This is a genomic window from Stenotrophomonas sp. STEN087 (assembly GCF_056759115.1).
In genome coordinates, this window is record NZ_JBRRCR010000079.1 from 1 (window position 1) to 19886 (window position 19886).

17 protein-coding genes are annotated in these 19886 nt (G+C 68.9%); 10 read left to right on the forward strand and 7 right to left on the reverse strand.

Going from position 1 to position 19886, the window contains the following annotated elements:
* Positions 1 to 176: 176 nt before the first annotated feature.
* Together xseA and queG are read right to left on the reverse strand one after the other, a co-directional pair.
* Entirely contained in the window at positions 177 to 1508 is a 1332-nt protein-coding gene (xseA, locus tag ACVOK1_RS16775; protein WP_108769400.1) for an exodeoxyribonuclease VII large subunit, read from the reverse strand.
* A 44-nt stretch (positions 1509 to 1552) separates the two neighbouring features.
* A complete protein-coding gene (gene queG, locus ACVOK1_RS16780) occupies positions 1553 to 2623 on the reverse strand; it encodes a tRNA epoxyqueuosine(34) reductase QueG (RefSeq protein WP_108769399.1) in 1071 nt (356 codons plus the stop codon).
* Between the two features lie 23 nt (positions 2624 to 2646).
* Between queG and ACVOK1_RS16785 the strand changes: the two genes are divergently transcribed.
* The 6 genes from ACVOK1_RS16785 to ACVOK1_RS16810 all read left to right on the forward strand — a co-directional run bounded on the left by ACVOK1_RS16785 (position 2647) and on the right by ACVOK1_RS16810 (position 10185).
* The gene (locus ACVOK1_RS16785) at positions 2647 to 4131 is read left to right on the forward strand and encodes an NAD(P)H-hydrate dehydratase (protein WP_481562721.1); all 1485 of its coding nucleotides are present in this window, start codon (positions 2647 to 2649) and stop codon (positions 4129 to 4131) included.
* Positions 4128 to 4610 (forward strand): tRNA (adenosine(37)-N6)-threonylcarbamoyltransferase complex ATPase subunit type 1 TsaE, encoded by a 483-nt coding sequence (tsaE, locus tag ACVOK1_RS16790; protein ID WP_481562722.1) that lies wholly within the window; start codon positions 4128 to 4130, stop codon positions 4608 to 4610. Before ACVOK1_RS16785 ends, tsaE begins: the two co-directional genes overlap by 4 nt.
* Before the next feature lie 81 nt (positions 4611 to 4691).
* Positions 4692 to 6251 carry an N-acetylmuramoyl-L-alanine amidase gene (locus ACVOK1_RS16795; protein WP_406235471.1) on the forward strand — a complete coding sequence of 520 codons (1560 nt, stop codon included), beginning with the start codon at positions 4692 to 4694 and terminating at the stop codon, positions 6249 to 6251.
* A gap of 129 nt (positions 6252 to 6380) precedes the next feature.
* On the forward strand, positions 6381 to 8282 hold the full coding sequence (gene mutL, locus ACVOK1_RS16800) for a DNA mismatch repair endonuclease MutL (RefSeq protein ID WP_481562723.1): 1902 nt from the start codon (positions 6381 to 6383) through the stop codon (positions 8280 to 8282).
* A 26-nt stretch (positions 8283 to 8308) separates the two neighbouring features.
* A complete protein-coding gene (locus ACVOK1_RS16805) occupies positions 8309 to 9238 on the forward strand; it encodes a DUF1684 domain-containing protein (protein WP_481562724.1) in 930 nt (309 codons plus the stop codon).
* 2 nt (positions 9239 to 9240) lie between these two features.
* Positions 9241 to 10185 carry a TraB/GumN family protein gene (locus ACVOK1_RS16810; RefSeq protein ID WP_108769393.1) on the forward strand — a complete coding sequence of 315 codons (945 nt, stop codon included), beginning with the start codon at positions 9241 to 9243 and terminating at the stop codon, positions 10183 to 10185.
* Between the two features lie 91 nt (positions 10186 to 10276).
* Here ACVOK1_RS16810 and phaR read toward each other — a convergent pair whose 3' ends face one another.
* From phaR to gluQRS, 3 genes are all read right to left on the reverse strand, one after another.
* Complete coding sequence (gene phaR, locus ACVOK1_RS16815) at positions 10277 to 10810, reverse strand: polyhydroxyalkanoate synthesis repressor PhaR (RefSeq protein WP_108769392.1); 534 nt, start codon at positions 10808 to 10810, stop codon at positions 10277 to 10279.
* A gap of 182 nt (positions 10811 to 10992) precedes the next feature.
* Entirely contained in the window at positions 10993 to 11733 is a 741-nt protein-coding gene (phbB, locus tag ACVOK1_RS16820; protein WP_108769391.1) for a beta-ketoacyl-ACP reductase, read from the reverse strand.
* Positions 11734 to 11750: 17 nt separating this feature from the next.
* Positions 11751 to 12686, reverse strand: a complete 936-nt coding sequence (gene gluQRS, locus ACVOK1_RS16825) for a tRNA glutamyl-Q(34) synthetase GluQRS (RefSeq protein ID WP_481562725.1) — start codon at positions 12684 to 12686, stop codon at positions 11751 to 11753.
* Positions 12687 to 12779: 93 nt separating this feature from the next.
* Here gluQRS and htpX point away from each other — a divergent pair, with 93 nt between their 5' ends.
* Complete coding sequence (gene htpX, locus ACVOK1_RS16830; protein WP_150455767.1) at positions 12780 to 13646, forward strand: protease HtpX; 867 nt, start codon at positions 12780 to 12782, stop codon at positions 13644 to 13646.
* Positions 13647 to 13734: 88 nt separating this feature from the next.
* Here the strand turns inward: htpX and ACVOK1_RS16835 are convergent, their stop codons facing one another.
* Positions 13735 to 14562, reverse strand: a complete 828-nt coding sequence (locus tag ACVOK1_RS16835; RefSeq protein ID WP_481562726.1) for an inositol monophosphatase family protein — start codon at positions 14560 to 14562, stop codon at positions 13735 to 13737.
* A gap of 120 nt (positions 14563 to 14682) precedes the next feature.
* On the opposite strand from ACVOK1_RS16835, the gene ACVOK1_RS16840 reads away from it, so the two are divergent.
* Both ACVOK1_RS16840 and ACVOK1_RS16845 read left to right on the forward strand, forming a co-directional pair.
* Complete coding sequence (locus ACVOK1_RS16840) at positions 14683 to 15456, forward strand: RNA methyltransferase (protein WP_333628180.1); 774 nt, start codon at positions 14683 to 14685, stop codon at positions 15454 to 15456.
* A 284-nt stretch (positions 15457 to 15740) separates the two neighbouring features.
* Complete coding sequence (locus tag ACVOK1_RS16845) at positions 15741 to 17867, forward strand: putative bifunctional diguanylate cyclase/phosphodiesterase (RefSeq protein ID WP_481562727.1); 2127 nt, start codon at positions 15741 to 15743, stop codon at positions 17865 to 17867.
* Positions 17868 to 18032: 165 nt separating this feature from the next.
* Here the strand turns inward: ACVOK1_RS16845 and epmB are convergent, their stop codons facing one another.
* Entirely contained in the window at positions 18033 to 19049 is a 1017-nt protein-coding gene (epmB, locus tag ACVOK1_RS16850) for an EF-P beta-lysylation protein EpmB (protein ID WP_481562728.1), read from the reverse strand.
* 122 nt (positions 19050 to 19171) lie between these two features.
* Here epmB and efp point away from each other — a divergent pair, with 122 nt between their 5' ends.
* Complete coding sequence (gene efp / locus ACVOK1_RS16855; RefSeq protein ID WP_108765696.1) at positions 19172 to 19738, forward strand: elongation factor P; 567 nt, start codon at positions 19172 to 19174, stop codon at positions 19736 to 19738.
* The last annotated feature ends 148 nt before the right edge of the window (positions 19739 to 19886 follow it).

The following is a 19886-nucleotide window of genomic DNA, read 5'->3' on the forward strand; positions in this document are numbered from 1 at the left end:
GGTGGGGGGGGGCGCTGGGTGGGGGCCTATCCCCCCCTCTTGGTGTTGGTTGGGGGGTGGACCACCCCCACCCCCCCCGCCCCGCCCAACCAGCAGAAAACCAGAGTCGCTTTTGCTTTGGCTTTGGCCGTTGCCTTGAGCAGGTGCAGGGCTGCAAGCCCTGCCAAACACACCCCTTATTTGACCAGCACGTCGATCACGCCGTCACCGACGCGTGCCTGCAGCGCATCGCCGGCCTGTACCTGGCCAACCTCACGCACCAGCGTGCCGTCGTCACTGCGGGTCAGGATGCTGTAACCACGTGCCACCGTCGCCAGCGGGCTTACCGCTTCCAGCGAGCGCGCCAGCCCGCGCAGGCGCAGGGCATCACGTTGCAGCAGGCGCTGCAGTGCCACCTGCGGGCGACCGCGCAGGGCCGTCAGGCGCCGCTGCATTTCGTCCAGCTGGCGCTGCGGGTGGTGACCGCGCAGCACCGCTGCTGCATGGCGCAGGCGCGCCGCACGGCGCTCCTGCTGCTGGTTGAAGGCCGCATGCAGGCGCCGGCCGAGGTCGAGCTGGCGCCGGCGCAGCAGGTCCAGGCGCGCCTGCGGGCTCTGCGCGTTCAGGCGCAGCAGGGCGCGGTCGGCGCGCTGCATCGCCTGCTGCATCGTGTGCCGCTGCAGCTGCACCATGCGCGCGGCCGTGCGGCGCAGGCGCAGGGTCAGTTCACGCTGGTCGGGCACCAGCAGTTCGGCTGCCACCGACGGTGTCGGTGCACGCAGGTCGGCGGCGAAGTCGCTCAGGCTGAAGTCGGTTTCGTGGCCCACCGCCGAGACCACCGGCGTGCCGCTGGCGGCGATTGCCCGGGCCAGTGCCTCGTCATTGAAGGCCCACAGGTCTTCCAGCGAACCACCACCGCGGGTCAGCAGGATCACGTCGTAGCGGCCACTGGCATCGGCGGCCTGCAGCAGGCGGGTGATCTGCGCGGCGGCGGTGCTGCCCTGGACCAGGGTCGGCAGCAGGTCTACTTCCAGCAGCGGAAAACGGCGGGCCAGCACGCTCAGCACGTCGCGCACGGCGGCGCCGGTGGGCGAGGTGATCACCGCCAGGCGCTGCACGTGCGCCGGCATCGGCCGCTTGCGCGCGGGGTCGAACAGGCCCTCGGCTTCCAGGCGTGCCTTCAGCTCCTCGAAGGCGCGGCGCAGTGCGCCTTCGCCGGCTTCTTCCATGTGGTCCAGCACCATCTGGTACTCGCCACGCGCGTCGTACAGCGTCACCTTGCCGCGCACCAGCACGCGCATGCCTTCGCGCGGCACGAACTTCAGGTACTGCGCCTTCATCCGGAACATCGCCGCACGCAGCTGTGCGCGCGCGTCCTTCAGGGTGAAATACAGGTGCCCGGACGCGGGGCGGGCGACGCTGCCCAGCTCGGCTTCGACCCAGATCGCCGGGAAGCTGCCTTCCAGCAGGTCGCGGGCCAGGGTGTTGAGCTGGCTGGGGGTGAGGACGTCGTTGTTGCGTGGCTGCATGGGTACGGCGGTGACGGGCGGAGCAGGGCGCTCAGGATCGCACGTCAGCGCGCGCCGTGCTGGGCCAGCGCCCACTGCACGTGCTCGCGCACCACGGGTGAGGGATCGTCGACGCGGGTCTGCAGGGCGGCCAGTGCGTCGGTCGAGGCCGGTGCGTTGCCCAGCGCCACGGCGATGTTGCGCAGCCAGCGCTCGTGGCCGCTGCGGCGGATCGGGCTGCCTTCGGTGCGGCGCAGGAATTCGGCTTCATCCCAGGCGAACAGCTGGTCCAGGCGCGCGGTGTCGAGATTGTTGCGCGCGCGGAAATCGGCTTCGTCGGTGCGCTTGGCGAACTTGTTCCAGGGGCAGACCAGCTGGCAGTCGTCGCAGCCGTAGATGCGGTTGCCGATCAGTGGCCGCATGTCTTCGGGAATGGTGCCGTCGTGTTCGATGGTCAGGTAGGAAATGCAGCGCCGCGCGTCCAGCCGCTGCGGGGCGATGATGGCCTGGGTGGGGCAGACATCGATGCAGCGCGTGCAGGTGCCGCAGTGCGCGGTGGCCGGCGCGTCGATCGGCAGCGGGATGTCGATGTAGATCTCGCCTATGAAGAACCACGAGCCGCCGTGACGGTCGATCAGGCAGGTGTGCTTGCCGATCCAGCCGAGCCCGGCGTTGCGCGCCAGCGCACGTTCCAGCACCGGCGCCGAATCGACGAACACGCGGTAGCCGAGCGGCGCCACTTCATCGTTGATCTGCGTGGCCAGCTTCTGCAGCCGGTTGCGCATCAGCTTGTGGTAATCGCGGCCCAGCGCGTAGCGGGCGACATAGGCGCGGCCGGGATCGGCCAGGGTCGCCCAGGCTTCGGTGTCGTCCTTGTGGCTGTAATCCATGCCCACCGAAATCACCCGCACGGTGCCCGGCAGCAGTTCTGCCGGGCGCGCGCGCAGGGTGCCGTGGCGGGCCATCCAGTCCATCGTCCCGTACAGGCCCTTGCCCAGCCAGTCGGCCAGGTGCGCCTCATCTTCGCCCAGCTCGATGCCGGCGATGCCGCAGCGCTGGAAGCCGTGCGCACGGGCGAGTTCGCGGATGCGCTGCACGGCCAGGGCCGGATCGAGGGGGGCAGGGGCGGGGAACATGCGCACCAGTATAAAATCTCCGCATGGCCAACCTTGCCGATCTGTTTGATTCCGCTGCTGCGCGTGCGCTGGATGCCCAGGCCTCGGCGCTGGCGGGCGATGGTGGCTGGGAGCTGATGGCCCAGGCCGGGCTGGCTGCCTGGCAGCGCCTGCTGCGGCACTGGCCACAGGCGCTGAACGTGGGCGTGGTGGTGGGCAGCGGCAACAACGGCGGCGACGGACTGGTGCTGGCGCGGCATGCGCTGCTGGCCGGGCGCCGGGTAACGGCGCTGACCCTGCCGGGCAAACCGCCAGCCACCGCGTTGGCGCAACGGGCAACCTCGGATTTCAGGTCCGTCGGGGGAACCCTGGCGGAATTCGACGGCACGCTGCCCGCGGCCGATATCTGGGTGGATGGTCTGTTCGGGCTGGGTTTCGACCGGGCGCCGGACGGTGCAGCACAGGCTGTGATCGAAGCACTGAACGCACAGGACGCACCGGTATTTGCACTGGATGTGCCCAGCGGCGTCGACGCCGACCGTGGCACGGTGCCAGGCGTCGCAGTGCGCGCAGCGCTGACCCTGCAGTTCATCGTGCCGCACCGCGGCCTGTACACCGGCGACGCGCTGGAGCACGCAGGCGAACCCGCGCTGGCCGCGCTGCAGCTGCCCAAGGCGGCGTGGCAGGACGTTTCGGCGGCAGCCGAGCACTGGTCGGGTGCGCGCTTGCCGGCATTGCTGAAGCCGCGCCGCGCCAATACCCACAAGGGCGAATCCGGCCATGTGCTGTGCGTGGGCGGCAACCACGGCAGCGGTGGCGCCATTGCCCTGGCTGCCGAGGCTGGCCTGCGCGCCGGTGCCGGACTGCTCAGCATCGGCACCCGCGGCGACCATGTCGGTCCGCTGCTGGCGCGCCTGCCCGAGGCCATGGTGCATGCGCTGGAAGATGGCGACGCGCTGCCCGGCCTGCTTGAAAAGGTCAGGGTCGTGGCAATCGGCCCCGGCCTGGGCCGGGACGACTGGGCGCGTGCCCTGTTTGCGCGCGTGCTGGCCTGTGGCAAGCCGCTGGTGCTCGATGCCGATGCGCTGAACCTGCTGGCCCGCGACCCACGCGCGCTGCCCGATGCCATCCTGACCCCGCACCCGGGTGAGGCCGCGCGCCTGCTGGAATGCACCACGGCCGACATCCAGGCCGATCGCTACCGCTGCGCCCAGGCGCTGGCCGAGCGCTACCACGCCGTGGTGGTGCTGAAGGGCGCTGGCAGCATCGTCGCCGCTCCCGGCTGCACCCCGCGCCTGATCGCCGCCGGCAACCCCGGCATGGCCGTCGGTGGCATGGGTGATCTGCTGACCGGCATCATCGCCAGCCTGCGCGCGCAGGGCCTGGATGCCTTCGATGCCGCCGCGTGTGGCGCGCTGCTGCATGCGCTGGCTGGCGATGTCGCTGCCCTCGATGGCGCGCGTGGCCTGCTTCCCACTGATCTGCTGGTGCCCCTGCGGCGGCTGGCCAACCCGGAACCCCTGCAATGACTGAATTCTTCCTGGCCGACAGCGAAGCCACTGAACTGCTGGGCCAGTGGCTGGCCGCCACCCGGCCCCCGCAGGCGCTGGTCGAACTGCGGGGTGACCTCGGCGCCGGCAAATCCACCACCGCGCGTGCACTGCTGCGCGCGCTCGGCGTGCAGGGTGCAATCCGCAGCCCTACCTACACCCTGGTCGAGCGCTATCCGCTGTCCAGTGGCGGCGAAGCGTGGCACCTGGACCTGTACCGCATCGGCCAGGCCGGCGAGCTGGATTTCCTGGGTCTGGACGAGGGCAGTGCGGTGCTGTGGCTGGTCGAGTGGCCCGAGCGCGGCGCAGGCGCGCTGCCGCCCACCGATCTGGTGGTGGCGCTGGAAATCGAAGGGCAGGGGCGGCGCGTCCGTCTCACTGGGGCGAGCGACGTGGGCCGTGAATGGCTGGATCGACTTCCCGATGCGGGCGACTTGCAGGCCATTTCTGTCGGCTGACGAGAACAAACACCGGCAGGTTACGGATTATTAAGGAAAAAGGTGTTGCATTCCGTTCAGCGCGGTGATTGAATCCTGACCATGCGCCTGGGGAACCGTCTCATCGCCATCTGTGCCGCCGTCGGACTAGGTCTGACGAGCGTCTGCGCGTGGGCCGGTGAGGTCCGCCAGGTCCAGCTGAACACCGGCGCGACCGGTACCCGCGCCGAGATCTCCCTGGTGGGCAGCGGCGGCTACAAGACCCTGTCGCTGTCCTCGCCGAACCGCCTGGTGATCGATTTCCCCGATTCCAGCGCCGTGCACAACCTGAAGATGCCGGCCGCGCAGGGCGTGGTCACCGCCGTCCGCACCGGGCAGCCGGTGCCGGGCACGTTCCGTGTCGTTTTCGACCTTGCTGCGTCGGTGTCGCCGTTCCGCCCGCAGATGCAGCGTGAGGGCAATGAATCCAAGCTGGTGATCGAGTGGCCGGGCGATGGCCCGGCAACGGCCGCCCGCCCGGCCGCGCCTGCGGCCACCGCAGCGGTCACCCCGTCCGCCGCCGATGCGGCCGCTGCGCAGAACGCGCAGTCGCGGGGTGATGCCGCGCGCGCCACCGCGCTGCTGACCGCCCAGGTGCAGCAGCAGGCCAGCGCCAGTGCCGCCGCTCCGGTTGCGCCGGCGCCGGCGCCGACCACCACCCCCGCCCAGGTGGCCGCTGCCGGCATCAGTGCCAGCAGCACGCCGCCGCCGTCCTCGCCGGCCGCGATCCTCGCCGGCCAGCCGACCCGTGCTGTGGTGGCCGCCGCACCGGCGCCTGCACCCGCGCCTGCCGCGGCACCCGCCGAAGCGCCGCGACCGGCCATGCCCAGCGATGCCTCGCGCATCCGCATGCAGCCGGGCATGCGCCACCTGGTGGTGGCCATCGATCCGGGCCATGGCGGCCAGGATCCGGGCGCCATCGGCCCGACCGGCAAGCGTGAAAAGGACGTCACCCTGGCCGTGGCGCGCGAACTGGCCCGCCAGGTCAACGCGACACCGGGCCTGAAGGCCTACCTGACCCGCGACAGCGACGTGTTCATCCCGCTGCCGATGCGTGCGCAGAAGGCGCGCGCGAACAAGGCCGACATCTTCATCTCGATCCACGCCGACGCGGCTGAGAACCGTTCGGCCACCGGTTCGTCGGTGTACGTGCTGTCCACCAAGGGCGCCTCCTCGCAGCGCGCGCGCTGGCTGGCCGACAAGGAAAACGCGGCCGACCTGGTCGGTGGCGTGCGCCTGCAGCAGACCGAGGGCACCCTGGCCAACGTGCTGCTGGACCTGGCCCAGAGCGGTTACATGAAGGCGTCCGAAGACGCGGCCGGCCACGTGCTGGGCGGCCTGAAGCGGATCGGCAACAACCACAAGCCGAACCTCGAGCGCGCCAACTTCGCGGTGCTGCGAACCTCGGACATGCCGGCGATGCTGGTGGAAACCGCCTTCATCTCCAACCCGGACGAAGAACGCCGCCTGACCGACCCGGCCTACCAGCGCAAGGTCGCCGGTGCGGTGCTCGATGGCGTGCATACCTTCTTCAGCCGGCAGCCGCCGCCGGGCACGCTGTACGCAGCCCGCGCCCAGGCCGAGATCGACGCCGCCGCCACCATGGCCGGCGGCAGCAAGTAACCCGCCGAAGGCGGGTTACTGCTTTCTGTAGCGTCGAGCCGCGCTCGACTGGGCGTTACCGGCACCCCGCCAGTCGAGCATGGCTCGACTCTACAACCGGCGGACGTGTGCCTCCGTTATCATCCCTGCATGACGTCTGCTCCCCATCCGCGCCCGATCCGGCCGTTGCCGGAAATCCTGATCAACCAGATCGCCGCGGGCGAAGTGGTCGAACGTCCTGCGTCGGTGGTCAAGGAACTGGTCGAGAACGCCATCGATGCCGGCGCCAGCCGCGTCGACATCGACCTGGAAGAGGGCGGTGTGCGGCTCATCCGCATCCGCGACAACGGCAGTGGCATCGCGCCCGAGCAGCTGCCGCTGGCGGTCTCGCGGCATGCCACCAGCAAGATCGCCGATCTCGACGACCTCGAATCGGTGGCGACCCTCGGTTTCCGCGGCGAAGCGCTGCCGTCCATCGCCTCGGTCAGCCGCTTCACCCTGGCCTCGCGCCGCGCGCATGACGAGCACGGTTCGGCGCTGCAGATCGAAGGCGGCAAGATCGGCGAAGTGACCCCGCGCGCGCATGCGCCGGGCACCACCGTGGAAGTACGCGAGCTGTTCTACAACGTACCGGCGCGCCGCAAGTTCCTGCGCGCCGAGCGCACGGAAATGGGCCACATCGAAGAATGGCTGCGCTCGTTGGCGCTGGCCCGCCCGGATGTCGAACTGCGCGTGTCGCACAACGGCAAGGCCTCGCGCCGCTACAAGCCCGGTGACCTGTATTCCGATGTGCGCCTGGCCGAGACCCTCGGCGAGGACTTCGCCAACCAGGCCGTGCGCGTGGACCACACCGGTGCCGGCCTGCGCCTGCATGGCTGGATCGCGCAGCCGCATTATTCACGGGCCAGCGCCGACCAGCAGTACCTGTACGTCAACGGCCGTTCGGTGCGCGACCGCAGTGTCGCCCATGCGGTGAAGATGGCCTACGGCGATGTGCTGTACCACGGTCGCCAGCCGGCCTACGTGCTGTTCCTGGAACTGGACCCGACCCGGGTCGATGTCAACGTGCACCCGGCCAAGCATGAAGTGCGCTTCCGCGATTCGCGCCTGGTCCACGACTTCGTCTACCGCACGTTGAAGGACGCGCTGGCCGATACCCGCGCCGGTGTGACCGCGCAGGAGATCGGTGCCGGTGCGGTCCATCCTGCGGACATGGGCGGCGCACCGATGCCGTCCAGCGCCGGTGCGTCGGGCTTCGGCCTGGTGCGCGGTGCCGCGCCCGGTTCGGGCGGTGGCGGTGGTGGCTTCTCCGGCTGGCGCCCGCAGCAGCCGCTGGGCCTGCAGGTGGCCGATGCGCCCGCGGCCTATGCCGCGCTGTACGCCGCACCCGGTGCAGGCGAACGCAGCAGTGCGCTGCCGCCGATGCCAAGCGAGAACGGCCTGCCGGTGACCAGTGCCGATGCCGGCGTGCCGCCGCTGGGCTACGCCATTGCCCAGTTGCACGGCATCTACATCCTGGCCGAGAACGCCGAAGGCCTGATCGTGGTGGACATGCATGCCGCCCACGAGCGCATCGGCTACGAACGCCTGAAGAACGCCCACGATGGCATCGGCCTGCAGTCGCAGCCGTTGCTGGTGCCGATCATCCTGGCGGTGGGCGAGCGCGAGGCCGACACCGCCGAGACGGAAGCGGAAACGCTGGCCGCGCTCGGTTTCGAAGTCACCCGTGCCAGCCCGGGCGCGCTGCATGTGCGCAGCATTCCCGCGCTGCTGGCCAACGCCGAGCCGGAAGGCCTGCTGCGCGACGTGCTGACCGACCTGCGCGAGCATGGCCAGAGCCGGCGCATCGCCAGTGCGCGCGACGAACTGCTGTCGACCATGGCCTGCCACGGCGCGGTGCGCGCCAACCGGCGCCTGACCGTGCCGGAAATGAACGCGCTGCTGCGCGACATGGAAATCACCGAGCGCTCCGGCCAGTGCAACCACGGCCGGCCGACCTGGGCACGTTTTTCGCTGGCGGAAATCGACCGCTGGTTCCTGCGCGGCCGTTGAGGCCCGCAACGTTGAGGGGAGCATCCATGCGTCATCGGGGAGTGGGCGGCCTGCTGGTCGCCGTGTTGCTGGCCGCCTGCAGCCCGGCACCGGCGCCGGTGCCTGTGGTGAAGGAGGATCCGGCATTCGCGGCGGGGCAGCAGCAGTGGCGCGTGCAGCGCTATGAAGACCTGACCCGGCCCGATGGCTGGACCGCGCTGGTCGGCCTGCACTGGCTGCAGTACAAGTCGCACTACATCGGTAGCGGCGCCAGCAGTGGCATCCGCCTGGCGGTGGGCCCGGACAAGCTGGGCCTGCTGCGGCGCGAGGGCGACCAGTGGTGGTTCAGCCCCGAAGCCGGGGTGGACGTCAGTCTGGACGGGCAGCCGGTGCGTGGCCGCGTGCGCATGAACACCGACAAGGATCCGGCGCCCACCGTGCTCAGCTTCGATGGCGGCAAGGGCCAGCTGAGCATCATTCGTCGCGGCCCGCGCGATGCGCTGCGGGTCAAGCATGCCGACGCGGATGCGCGCCGCGATTTCGCCGGCATCCAGTACTGGCCCGGCGGTCCCGACTGGCAGGTGCAGGCGCATTTCATCGCCCATCCTGCCGGCAAGAGCCTGCCGATCGTGGACATCACCGGCCTGACCACCGAAATGCCGAATGCCGGCGCGGTGGAGTTCGAGCGCGACGGCCGCAGCTGGCGCATGGAAGCGATCGGCGCGCCCGGCGAGCCCCTGTTCCTGGTCTTCGCCGACCGCACCAGTGGCCACGGCAGCTATCCGGCCGGGCGCTACCTGGACATCGATGCACCGGCCGCCGATGGCAGCGTGCGCATCGATTTCAACCACGCCTACAACCCACCCTGTGCCTTCACCCCGTATGCGACCTGCCCGCTGGCGCCCCCGGAAAACCGGTTGGACCTGCGCGTGGACGCCGGCGAGAAGGCGTACCACCTGCCTGAAGGAGAAGGCTGATCATGTCGATCAGATCACTGATGCGCGGCGCCGTGCTGCTGCTGGCCTGCGCGGTCGCCCCCCTGGCCGCTGCGCGTGGCGCGCCGGCCGAAGCGCCTGCGGCCAAGCCGCCGGTGCCGCTGCTGTGGAAGGTGACCGGCCCAGGCGATGCGCGTGTCTACCTGCTGGGTTCGTTCCACCTGCTGAAGCCCACCGATTACCCGTTGTCGGCCGATGTCGAGCAGGCCTTCACCGCGTCCAAGCGGGTGCTGTTCGAAGTGTCGCCGGAGGAAATGGAATCGACCCAGGCCGCCACCCAGATGGTGCAGACCGCGATCCGCCGCGATGGCAGTGAACTGAAGCGCGACCTGGATGACGCCACCTGGCAGAAGCTGCAGGCCTACGCCACGCAGAACAAGCTGCCGCTGGCGCAGCTGCAGGGCATGAAGAGCTGGTTCGTCGCGCTCAACATCACCATCGGCCAGATGCAGAAGATGGGCCTGGATGCGAACCTCGGCCTGGACCGTCATTTCATGGCCGAGGCGAAGAAGGCGGGCAAGCAGACCGGCGGGCTGGAGGACATGCAGAGCCAGATCAACCTGCTGGACGGCATGAGCCTGCAGGAGCAGCGGCAGATGATGGCCGAGGCGCTGGACCAGGCCGACAAGGGCGATGAGCAGTCGCTGATGCTGCACGAGGCCTGGCGCCGCGGCGATGACCGCGTGCTGTGGAACAAGATGGCCGTGGAGATGCGCCAGCAGTATCCGCAGCTCTACCAGCGCATCAACACCGCGCGCAACGATGCGTGGGTGCCCAAGCTGCTGCCGTACCTGCAGGACGGGCAGGGCGGCACCCTGGTGGTGGTCGGTGGCCTGCACCTGCTGGGCAGCGATGGCGTGGTGGAGAAGCTGAAGGCCAAGGGCTACAAGGTCGAACGCGTCTGCACGGGCTGCAAGCTGAAGCGCTGACGTTACCCGGTCGAATCCAGCGGGTTCGCCCTGCAAAACAAAACGGCGCGCCAGAGGGCGCGCCGTTTTCGTGTCAGGCGGGGCAGTCGCCTCAGCGCCGGGTCTTGCCACCGGTGCCGGTGCTGGTGCCCGGCTCGCTCGGCTTGTTGCCGGTGCCGGTGCCCGTACCGCCGGGGCGCGGGCCGCCGAAGCCGGTGCCCATGTTGCGCTGGAATTCCTGCCACAGCTCCAGGTTGCGCTCGGTCAGCTGGTTCATCATCGCCCACGGGGTCTGGCCCAGCAGGTTGCCCATCTGCTGGCGGAACTGCTGCTGCTGGTCGAGGAAGACCTGCATGCTGCGCTCCAGGTAGTTGCCCATGAAGCCCTGCAGCGAATCGCCGTAGAAGCGGATCAGCTGGCTCAGCAGCTGGGTGGACAGCATCGGTTCGCCGTCCTGTTCCTGGTCGGCGATGATCTGCAGCAGGACCGAACGGGTCAGGTCGTCGCCGCTCTTGGCGTCGCGGACCTCGAAGTCTTCACCATCCAGGATCAGCTGGCGCACATCCTCTATGGTGATGTAGCTGGAAATTTCGGTGTCGTAGAGACGGCGGTTCGGATACTTCTTGATGATGCGGGTCGCAGCCATGAAGCGGTCACTCGTCACTGTAGATGTGCAGCATGGCGCAGTGCACAAGCCTTGGCAACCGCTGCAGCCCCCGCCGGGCTTGGGTTTCACGGCCGATCATGTTGCGCAGCAAGGGTTTGCGTGCTGCGCAGCATGACCAACGGCAGGGGGCCTCTGCGGGCCCGCTGCCGCTGCCTGCGGCCTTACCAGCCCATGTGGTGGCCGCCGTTGATGTCCAGGTTGCTGCCGGTGATCCAGGCGGCCTCGTCGGCGACCAGGAAGGACACGCCGTAGGCGATCTCCTCCGGCTTGCCCAAGCGCCCGGTGGGGATGTCGGCGATGATCTTGGCGCGCACTTCCTCCGGCACCGCCATCACCATGTCGGTGGCGACGTAGCCCGGCGAAATGGTGTTGACCGTGATGCCGAAGCCGGCGTTCTCGCGGGCCAGCGAAATGGTGAAGCCGTGCATGCCGGCCTTGGCGGCGGCGTAGTTGGCCTGGCCATACTGGCCCTTCAGGCCGTTGATCGAGCTGATCTGGATGACCCGGCCCCAGCCGCGGCGGCGCATGCCTTCGATGACCGGGCGGGTGACGTTGAACACCGAATTGAGGTTGGTGTTGATCACGTCGTGCCACTGGTCCGCACGCATGCGGTGGAAGGTGGTATCGCGGGTGATGCCAGCGTTGTTGACCAGGATCTCGACCGGGCCCAGCTCGGCTTCCACCGCGCGGATCAGCGCTTCGGCGCTTTCCGGGTCGGACACATCGCCGGGGAAGATCGACACGTGGTAGCCGCGTTCGGTCATGGCCTGCTGCCAGGCGCGGGCCTTGGCCTCGTCGCGGTAATTGGTGGCGACCCGGTGGCCCTGGTCGGCCAGGCGTTGGCAGATGGCGGTACCGATGCCGCCGGTTCCGCCGGTGACCAGTGCGACGCGAGAAGTCATGGAATGCTGTCCGGGTTTCAGGTGGGGGAAAGGGGATTCTGCAACATCGGCACGGAAAGTGCGCCGGCTGGCGGCAGGCCCGCTCCGATCAGGATGTCGGATCGTGGCAGGCGCGCCGGGTCGAAGGCCTGGCGAGCGGCGGCCAGCAATGCGGGCAACGCGTCGATGCCATCCAGCGCGGTGGGTGCCTGGCCCAGCAGCTGCCACAGCTGGCGCAGCACCGGCACCGGCCGGCTGCTGTCCACCGGCAGGGCGGCGAGGGACTTGGACAGCTTGTGGCCCGGCGCATCCAGCAGCAATGGCAGGTGCCAGTAGCGCGGAACCGGCAGCCCCAGCGCCTGCTGCAGCAGGATCTGCCGCGCGGTGGAATCGAGCAGGTCGGCGCCGCGGACCACTTCGGTCACGCCCTGCGCGGCATCGTCCACCACCACGGCCAGCTGGTAGGCCCAGCAGCCATCGGCGCGGCGCAGCACGAAATCACCGACCTCGGCATGCACGTCCTGGGTCTGCAGGCCGCGCAGGCCGTCCTCGAACTGCACCACGCTGCCCGCGGGAACGCGGAAGCGGACGGCAGGGTCCGGTCGCGGCTGTCGCGCCACGCAGCGATGGTGGATGCCTCCGCTGGCGGCCACTTCGCTGCGGCTGCAGTGGCAGACGAAGGCCCGGTCGCTGGCCAGCAGCACGTTCAGCGCGGCCTGGTAGGCCTCGCCGCGCGCGCTCTGCCAGAGCACCTCGCCGTCGTGGTCCAGGCCGAATGCGGCGAGCGCCTGCAATTGTGACTGCGCCGCGCCGGCGACCGTGCGCGGTGGGTCGACATCCTCGATGCGCAGCCGCCACAGGCCACCGTGATGGCGCGCAAGCAGCCAGCTGCCGAAGGCGGCGAGCAGGGAACCGGCGTGCAGCAGGCCGGTGGGCGAGGGCGCGAAGCGGCCGCAGGGAATGGGCGAAGTCATGCTGGCTGAATCGTCGGTCAGGTTGGCGCTTGAATTCAAGCTGACTGCACCGCAAATTGGCAGATATCGACCCCTTCCGAGCCGGAATTTCCCATGTTTACCCGCATTGCCCTCTTCCTGGCCACCAACCTTGCGGTGCTGATCCTTGCCGGCATCGTGATGTCCATCCTGGGCGTGGACTCCCGTTCGATGAGCGGCCTGCTGGTCATGGCTGGCATCTTCGGCTTTGGTGGTTCCTTCATCTCGCTGCTGCTGTCCAAGTGGATGGCCAAGCGTTCCACCGGTGCGGTGGTCATCACCGAACCGCGCAACCCGACCGAGCGCTGGCTGCTGGCCACCGTCGAGCGCCAGGCCAAGGCGGCCGGCATCGGCATGCCGGAAGTGGCCGTGTATGACGGCCCGGAGATCAACGCCTTCGCCACCGGTGCCAACCGCAACAACGCGCTGGTGGCGGTGTCCACCGGCCTGCTGCACAACATGAGCGAGGACGAGGCCGAAGCAGTGCTGGGCCACGAGATCGCCCACGTCGCCAACGGTGACATGATCACCATGGCGCTGCTGCAGGGCGTGCTGAACACCTTCGTGATCGTGCTGGCCCGCGTGGTCGGCGGCATCATCGACAGCGCGCTGTCGGGCAACCGCGAAGGCGGCGGCCGCGGCTTCGCCTACTTCATCATCGTGTTCGTGCTGGAGATGGTGTTCGGCCTGTTCGCGACGATGATCTCGATGTGGTTCTCGCGCCATCGCGAGTTCCGTGCCGACGCCGGTGGTGCCTCGCTGGCCGGTCGTCAGAAGATGATCGCCGCGCTGGAGCGCCTGCAGCTCAACCACGGCCAGAGCACGCTGCCGACCCAGATCGCGGCCTTCGGTATTGCCGGTTCGACCGCGAAGAAGCTGTTCATGAGCCACCCGCCGCTGGAAGAGCGCATTGCCGCGCTGCGCGCTTCGACCGCCGCGTAAGAAAGGCGGGGCATGCCCCGCCATCCGGAAAAACAAAAACGGCACCCTCGCAGGTGCCGTTTCTGTTTGTGCCGCGTTACCGGGGCGCTTAGAACTTCGCGTCGAACTCGGCGGCGTAGCCGGTGTTCACCAGCACCTTCTGCAGCGACTCGGCCACCTTCAGGTTGCCGGCCACGACCTGCTGGGTGTCCGGGCCACGGTTGTCCATGCGGGCCAGGGTCGCGCCCTTGAAGTCGCAGACCTTGCCGCCAGCTTCGCGGACCAGCAGCACGCCGGCCGCGATGTCCCAGGCCTTCACGCCTGCTTCGAAGTAGGCGTCGGCGCGGCCACAGGCCACGTAGGCCAGGTCCAGCGCGGCCGAACCGCTGCGGCGGATGTCCTCGGCCTGCACCAGCAGGGCGTCGACCGCCTTCAGCTGGGCGCTGGCGCGGGCACGCTCGCGCGGGGCGAAACCGGTGTGGATCATGGTGCCGCCCAGGTCCTTGCGGTCGGCCACGCGGATGCGGCGGTCGTTGAGCACGGCACCGGCGCCACGGCTGGCGGTGAACAGTTCGTTGCGCAGCGGATCGAAGATGACCGCATCGGTCGGCTCGCCGTTTTCCACCAGGGCAATCGACACGCAGTAGTGCGGCACGCCGCGCAGGTAGTTGCTGGTGCCGTCCAGCGGGTCGATGACCCACATGTTGCGGTGGGCACCCTGCACGCCGCCTTCTTCGCCGAACACGCCGTACTCGGGGTAAGCGCGCTTGAGTTCCTTGACGATCACCTTTTCGGCGTCGGCATCGACTTCGCTGGCGTAATCCATCCGGCCCTTCTGCACTACATTGAGCGCCTCGAGCTTGTTGATGTTGCGCAACAGGACGTTGCCGGCGAGGCGGGCGGCCTTGACCATGACGGTGACGGCGGGTTTCTGCATGGCGTGGGCTCCCGGAAAGGCAGAAGAGGTAGGGCTGGCGGGGGAAAAGAGCGGGTCCGGCGCAGTGGCCGGCCGCACAGTTTACCATTGGTCTTCGTCCAGCTCGACACTACCCTGTTCATGTCCCAGTTTCCTGCCGCCACCCGCCTCCGATTCGTCCTGGTCGGTACCCAGCACCCCGGCAACATGGGGGCCGCCGCCCGCGCCCTGAAGACCATGGGCCTGGCCCGCATGGTCCTGGTCGCCCCCGAAAAGCCGCTGGACGAGGAGGCCTTCCGCCGCTCGGCCGGTGCCGAGGACGTGCTGGGTGACGCCCCGGTGGTGGCCACCCTGGCCGAAGCCGTGGCCGACTGCACCCTGGTGCTGGGCTGCACCGCGCGTGCGCGCCGGGTCCAGCTGGAGGAATACCTGCCGTCCGACGCGGCCGCCCGCGCGGTGGCCAAGGCCGGCGAGGGCGCCGAGGTGGCCCTGGTGTTCGGCCGCGAGCGCACCGGCCTGACCAACGAGGAGCTGCAGCTGTGCCACGCGGCGGTGCATATCCCGTCCGATCCGGCATTCAGCTCGCTCAACCTGGCTGCCGCCGTGCAGGTGCTGGCCTATGAGACGCGCATGCAGCTGCTGGGCGCGCAGCCGGCGGCCGAGGCCGCGCCGGCGGACGTCCGCGAGCCGGTGGCCAGCCACGAGCAGATGGAGAGCTTCTTCGCCCAGCTCGGCGACACCCTGGACGAGATCGATTTCCACAAGGGCCGTGCGCCCGAATCGGCGATGCGCAAGCTGCGCCGCCTGTTCCTGCGCGGCGAGCCGACCGAACAGGAAGTGCGCCTGCTGCGCGGCATCCTGGCCGATACCCAGCGCATGGCGCGCCTGGCCCGGGAAAACGGCACGGAAGGCTGACGACGTTCTCATTTTTTCGGGTAGTCTGTCTGGATACCCTGGGGGGATGAGCTTGTGTCGGCTTCATGTAAGGCAACGCAGTGGGGATTGCTGAGCCTGGTTCCATGGCGGACTGTCCGCGCGGCCACGGCCGTGGCGGGTGCGCTGCGGGCGTGGTATCGGATCGACAAGGTCACAGAAACAACGAAGGGCAGGGCGCTGCTGCAGCGTCCGGCAGCCGCGCGTGCGCGGTGCAGTGGATGGGAGTGGGCAGTGCAGTCGGGACACGTACGGATGGAAGCGGCATGAAGTGGCTTGGCTCGGGGATGCAGGCCCGTTTCCTGCTCGCGATGGGCGGGGCGATGCTGGTGGTGGTGGCGATCCTGGCGGTGATGCTGGGCCGCCAGGCGACGATGCAGAGCGAGGTGAAGAGCCTCAGCGGTGGCGTCATCCATGAATTGTTCGACCGCAGCGTGCGCAGCCGCGGCGAGGCGTTGGCGCGCGAGCTGTCCGATTCGCTGGCCAACCCGCTCTATTACAACGACCTGGGCCAGGTGGGCGTGCTGGTGCGCTCGACCTCGCGGCAGCAGGTGGTGCGCTATGTGATGGTGTTCGACAGCAAGGGCCGGCTGGTGCATGACGGCTCGGTCGGCGTGCCCGGCTTCGGCAAGCCGATGACCGACCCGTTGGCCACGGCGGCGACCGCCGCGCAGGGCCTGCTGGTGCAGCAGTCAGCCAGCGTGCTCGACAACACCATGCCGATCATGGTCGGCAAGCAGCGTATCGGCGGCGTCCGCGTGGGCATGGCGCTGGACGAGGTCAGGGAACGCGAGCTGGCCGCCAATGCCACCCTTGGCGAGCGCCTGCAGCAGGTCGGCAGCCGCCACCTGGGCTGGCTGCTGCTGATGCTGGCCCTGCTGGTGGTGATCGGGGTGACGGTCATCCTCTATGTGCAGCGCACCCTGGTGACGCCGATCCGTGACCTGGCCGCCGCCGCGCGCCGCATCGAATCCGGTGATTACCAGGCGCCGCTGCGGGAGAACACCCGCGATGACGAGGTCGGCGAGCTGGTGCGCGGCTTTGCCCGCATGCGTGATGCGATCGCCCGCCATGACCGCGAAGTGCGGCACATGGCCTACACCGATGCACTGACCGGGCTGACCAACCGCCTGGCGTTCCGCGAGGCGCTGGACCACCGGCTGATGGCCGCGCGCGCGTCCAAGCACCGGCTGGGCCTGCTGTTTGCCGACATCGATGACTTCAAGCGGGTCAACGATACGCTGGGCCACGAGGCCGGCGACGAAGCCCTGCTGCAGTTCGCCCAGCGCATCGGCCATGCGGTGGCCGAGGCCGGCGGCGACGATGCGCTGCTGGCCCGGTTCGGTGGCGATGAATTCGTGATTCTCGTCGGCGACGGCGACGTGGCCGCCAACGCCCGCCTGCTGGCCGAAGTGCTGGTGCGCGAGCTGGGCAAGCCGCTGGTGGTGCAGGGCAGGGAGCTGTTCCTGGGCACCTCGATCGGCGTGACGCTGTACCCGGACGACGCCGCCGACGCCACCACGCTGCTGAAGAACGGCAACATCGCCATGTACCAGGCGAAGATGGCCGGCAAGAACTGCTACCGCTACTACAGCCGGGCGATGGACCACGCGGTCGAGCGTCGCGTGCACATGGAACAGGAGCTGCGCGGCGCCTGGGAGCGCGGCGAGCTGCGACTGGCCTACCAGCCGATCTTCCGCATGCGCGACCGCCGCCTGGTGGGCGTGGAAGTGCTGCTGCGCTGGCAGCACCCGACCCTGGGCACGATTCCGCCGTCGGTGTTCATCGAAGTGGCCGAGCAGAGTGGCCTGATCGAGGTGATCGGCCCGAAGGTGCTCCGTGCGGCCTGCATGGAAGCCTCGCAGTGGCCGCGTGGCGCGGCCGGCGACGAGCTGTTCGTGTCGGTGAACGTGTCACCGCGCCAGCTGCGTGGCGGCGAACTGCCGGCGCTGGTGGCGCAGTGCCTGCACGAATCCGGGCTGCCGTCCTCGCGCCTGCACCTGGAGCTGACCGAAACCGCGGTGATCGGCGACGAGATGCTGGCCGCGCAGCTGCTGGACAAGCTGCACCGCACCGGCGTGAAGGTCTGGCTGGACGACTTCGGCACCGGCTTCTCCGGCCTGAGCCACCTGCGCCAGGTGCCGGTGGACGGCGTCAAGATCGACAAGAGCTTCGTGGCCGACATGCAGCGCGACCCGGACGACCTGGCCCTGACCACGGCGATCATCGCCATGGCCCACGCGCTGGGCATTACCGTGGTGGCCGAGGGCATCGAGCAGGAAGCGCAGTACGAACTGCTGGCCCAGCGCGGCTGCGACCTGGGCCAGGGCTACTGGCTGAGCCACCCGGTCACCGCCACCGAAGTGGTGCGGATGATCGATTCAGGCCTGTAAGGGACGACGTGGGGTAGTAGAGCCACGCCATGCGTGGCTGCTTCTGCCTGGACCCCCATCCACGCATGGCGTGGATCTACTGGCTGAGCCACTCGGGGTTGTAACGGATGTCCTGGGGTCAGATCCCTTTTTCTGCGGAAAAGGGATCTGACCCCGGTCGTGCGATTACACCGGGCGCTTGCTGGGGTCGCCGGGCAGTTCGCGCACCAGCTTGGGAATCAGGTAACCGGACAGGCGGGCGGTCAGGCCGGCGATCAGGGCCTTGGCCCGGGTGTCGTCCACTTCAAAGTGGGCCACGCCCTCGACCTTGTCCAGCTGGTGCAGGTAGTAGGGCAGCACGCCGGCGGCGAAGCTGCGCTCGCTCAGGTCCTGCAGTGCCTGCACGCTGTCATTGACCCCGCGCAGCAGCACGGCCTGGTTCAGCAGCTGCGTGCCGAGGCCGCGCAGGCGTGCCATCGCCGCATCCACGCTGGCATCGAACTCATTGGCATGGTTGGCGTGCACCACGATGGCCAGCGGCCACGGCAGGCTGCCCAGCCAGGCCAGCAGTTCCTCGTCCACGCGCTCGGGCAGCACGATCGGCAGGCGGGTGTGGATGCGCAGGCGGCGGATGTGCGGAATCTGGCGCAGGGCGTCGGTCAGCTCGACCAGCTTGTGCGTGGCCAGCGACAGCGGATCGCCGCCGGACAGGATCACCTCGTCGATGTCCGGGTCGGCCGCGATGGCCGCCACGGCCTCCTGCCAGCCGCCCTTGGCGGCATTCTCCGCGCCATAGTCGAAGTGGCGGCGGAAGCAGTAGCGGCAGTTGATCGCGCAGCTGCCGGTGGCCACCAGCAGGGCCCGGCCGCGGTACTTCTGGATGACCCCGGTGGCCTTCTTGGCGGCACCATCGCCGACGGCGTCGAAGCTGAACCCGGGTGCGGGGCGCATTTCCTCGTCGATGGGCAGCACTTGGCGCAGCAGGGGGTCGGCCGCATCGCCGGGGCGCATGCGGGCCACGAAGCCTTCCGGCACGCGCAGGGCGAACTGGGCCATGGCCGCCTCCGAGACGCCCAGTGCCGCCGGGTCCAGCTGCAGCCGCGCCAGCAGGGCGTGCGGGTCGCGCAGTGCCTGGCGCCAGAGCTGCTGCCAGCGCGTGGGCGCGCCTGGCGACTGGGGCCGGGGGAAGGCGGAAAGCTGCATGGAGAGGGGGCCTGCGGTTATCATGGGGGCAGAAAAACTGTTGCCCACCGGCTTCCGGTGGGCTTTCCATTCTATCCGGCTCGCCGCACCCGCGGCGGTTTTGCCATTTGAGGAGCTTGAGCATGGCCACTGTGGGCATGAATGACGTCAAGAACGGGATGAAGATCCTGGTCAACAACGAACCGGCAGTCATCACCGACACCGAGTACGTCAAGCCGGGCAAGGGCCAGGCCTTCACCCGCGTGAAGTACCGCTTCATCCGTTCGGGCCGCGTGGTCGAACTGACCATGAAGGCGACCGACGACCTGGAAGTGGCCGACGTCGTCGACACCGACATGAACTACATGTACAGCGATGGCGAGTACTGGCACTTCATGGACCCGGAATCCTTCGAGCAGGTCCAGGCCGACAAGGCGGGCATGGGCGGCGCCGAAAAGTGGCTGAAGGGCGAAGAAGCCTGCATCGTCACCCTGTTCAACGGCGCGCCGATCTTCGTGCAGCCGCCGAACTTCGTCGAACTGAAGATCACCGAGACCGATCCGGGCGTCCGTGGCGACACCTCGGGCGGTGGCGGCAAGCCGGCCACCCTGGAAACCGGTGCCGTGGTCCGCGTGCCGCTGTTCGTCAACCAGGATGAAATCATCAAGGTTGATACCCGTTCGGGTGAGTACTCCTCGCGCGTGAAGTAATCCGGCGCAGCCGGATTACGGTAGTGCCGGCCGCTGGCCGGCAACCCCCAAACCCGCCACCCCGCCGCAAAAAAACACCGAGGACGAAGCCACCCGCACCCGCGCACCGACCACACCCAAGCAAAAAACCCATCTCGGTAAGGAAATA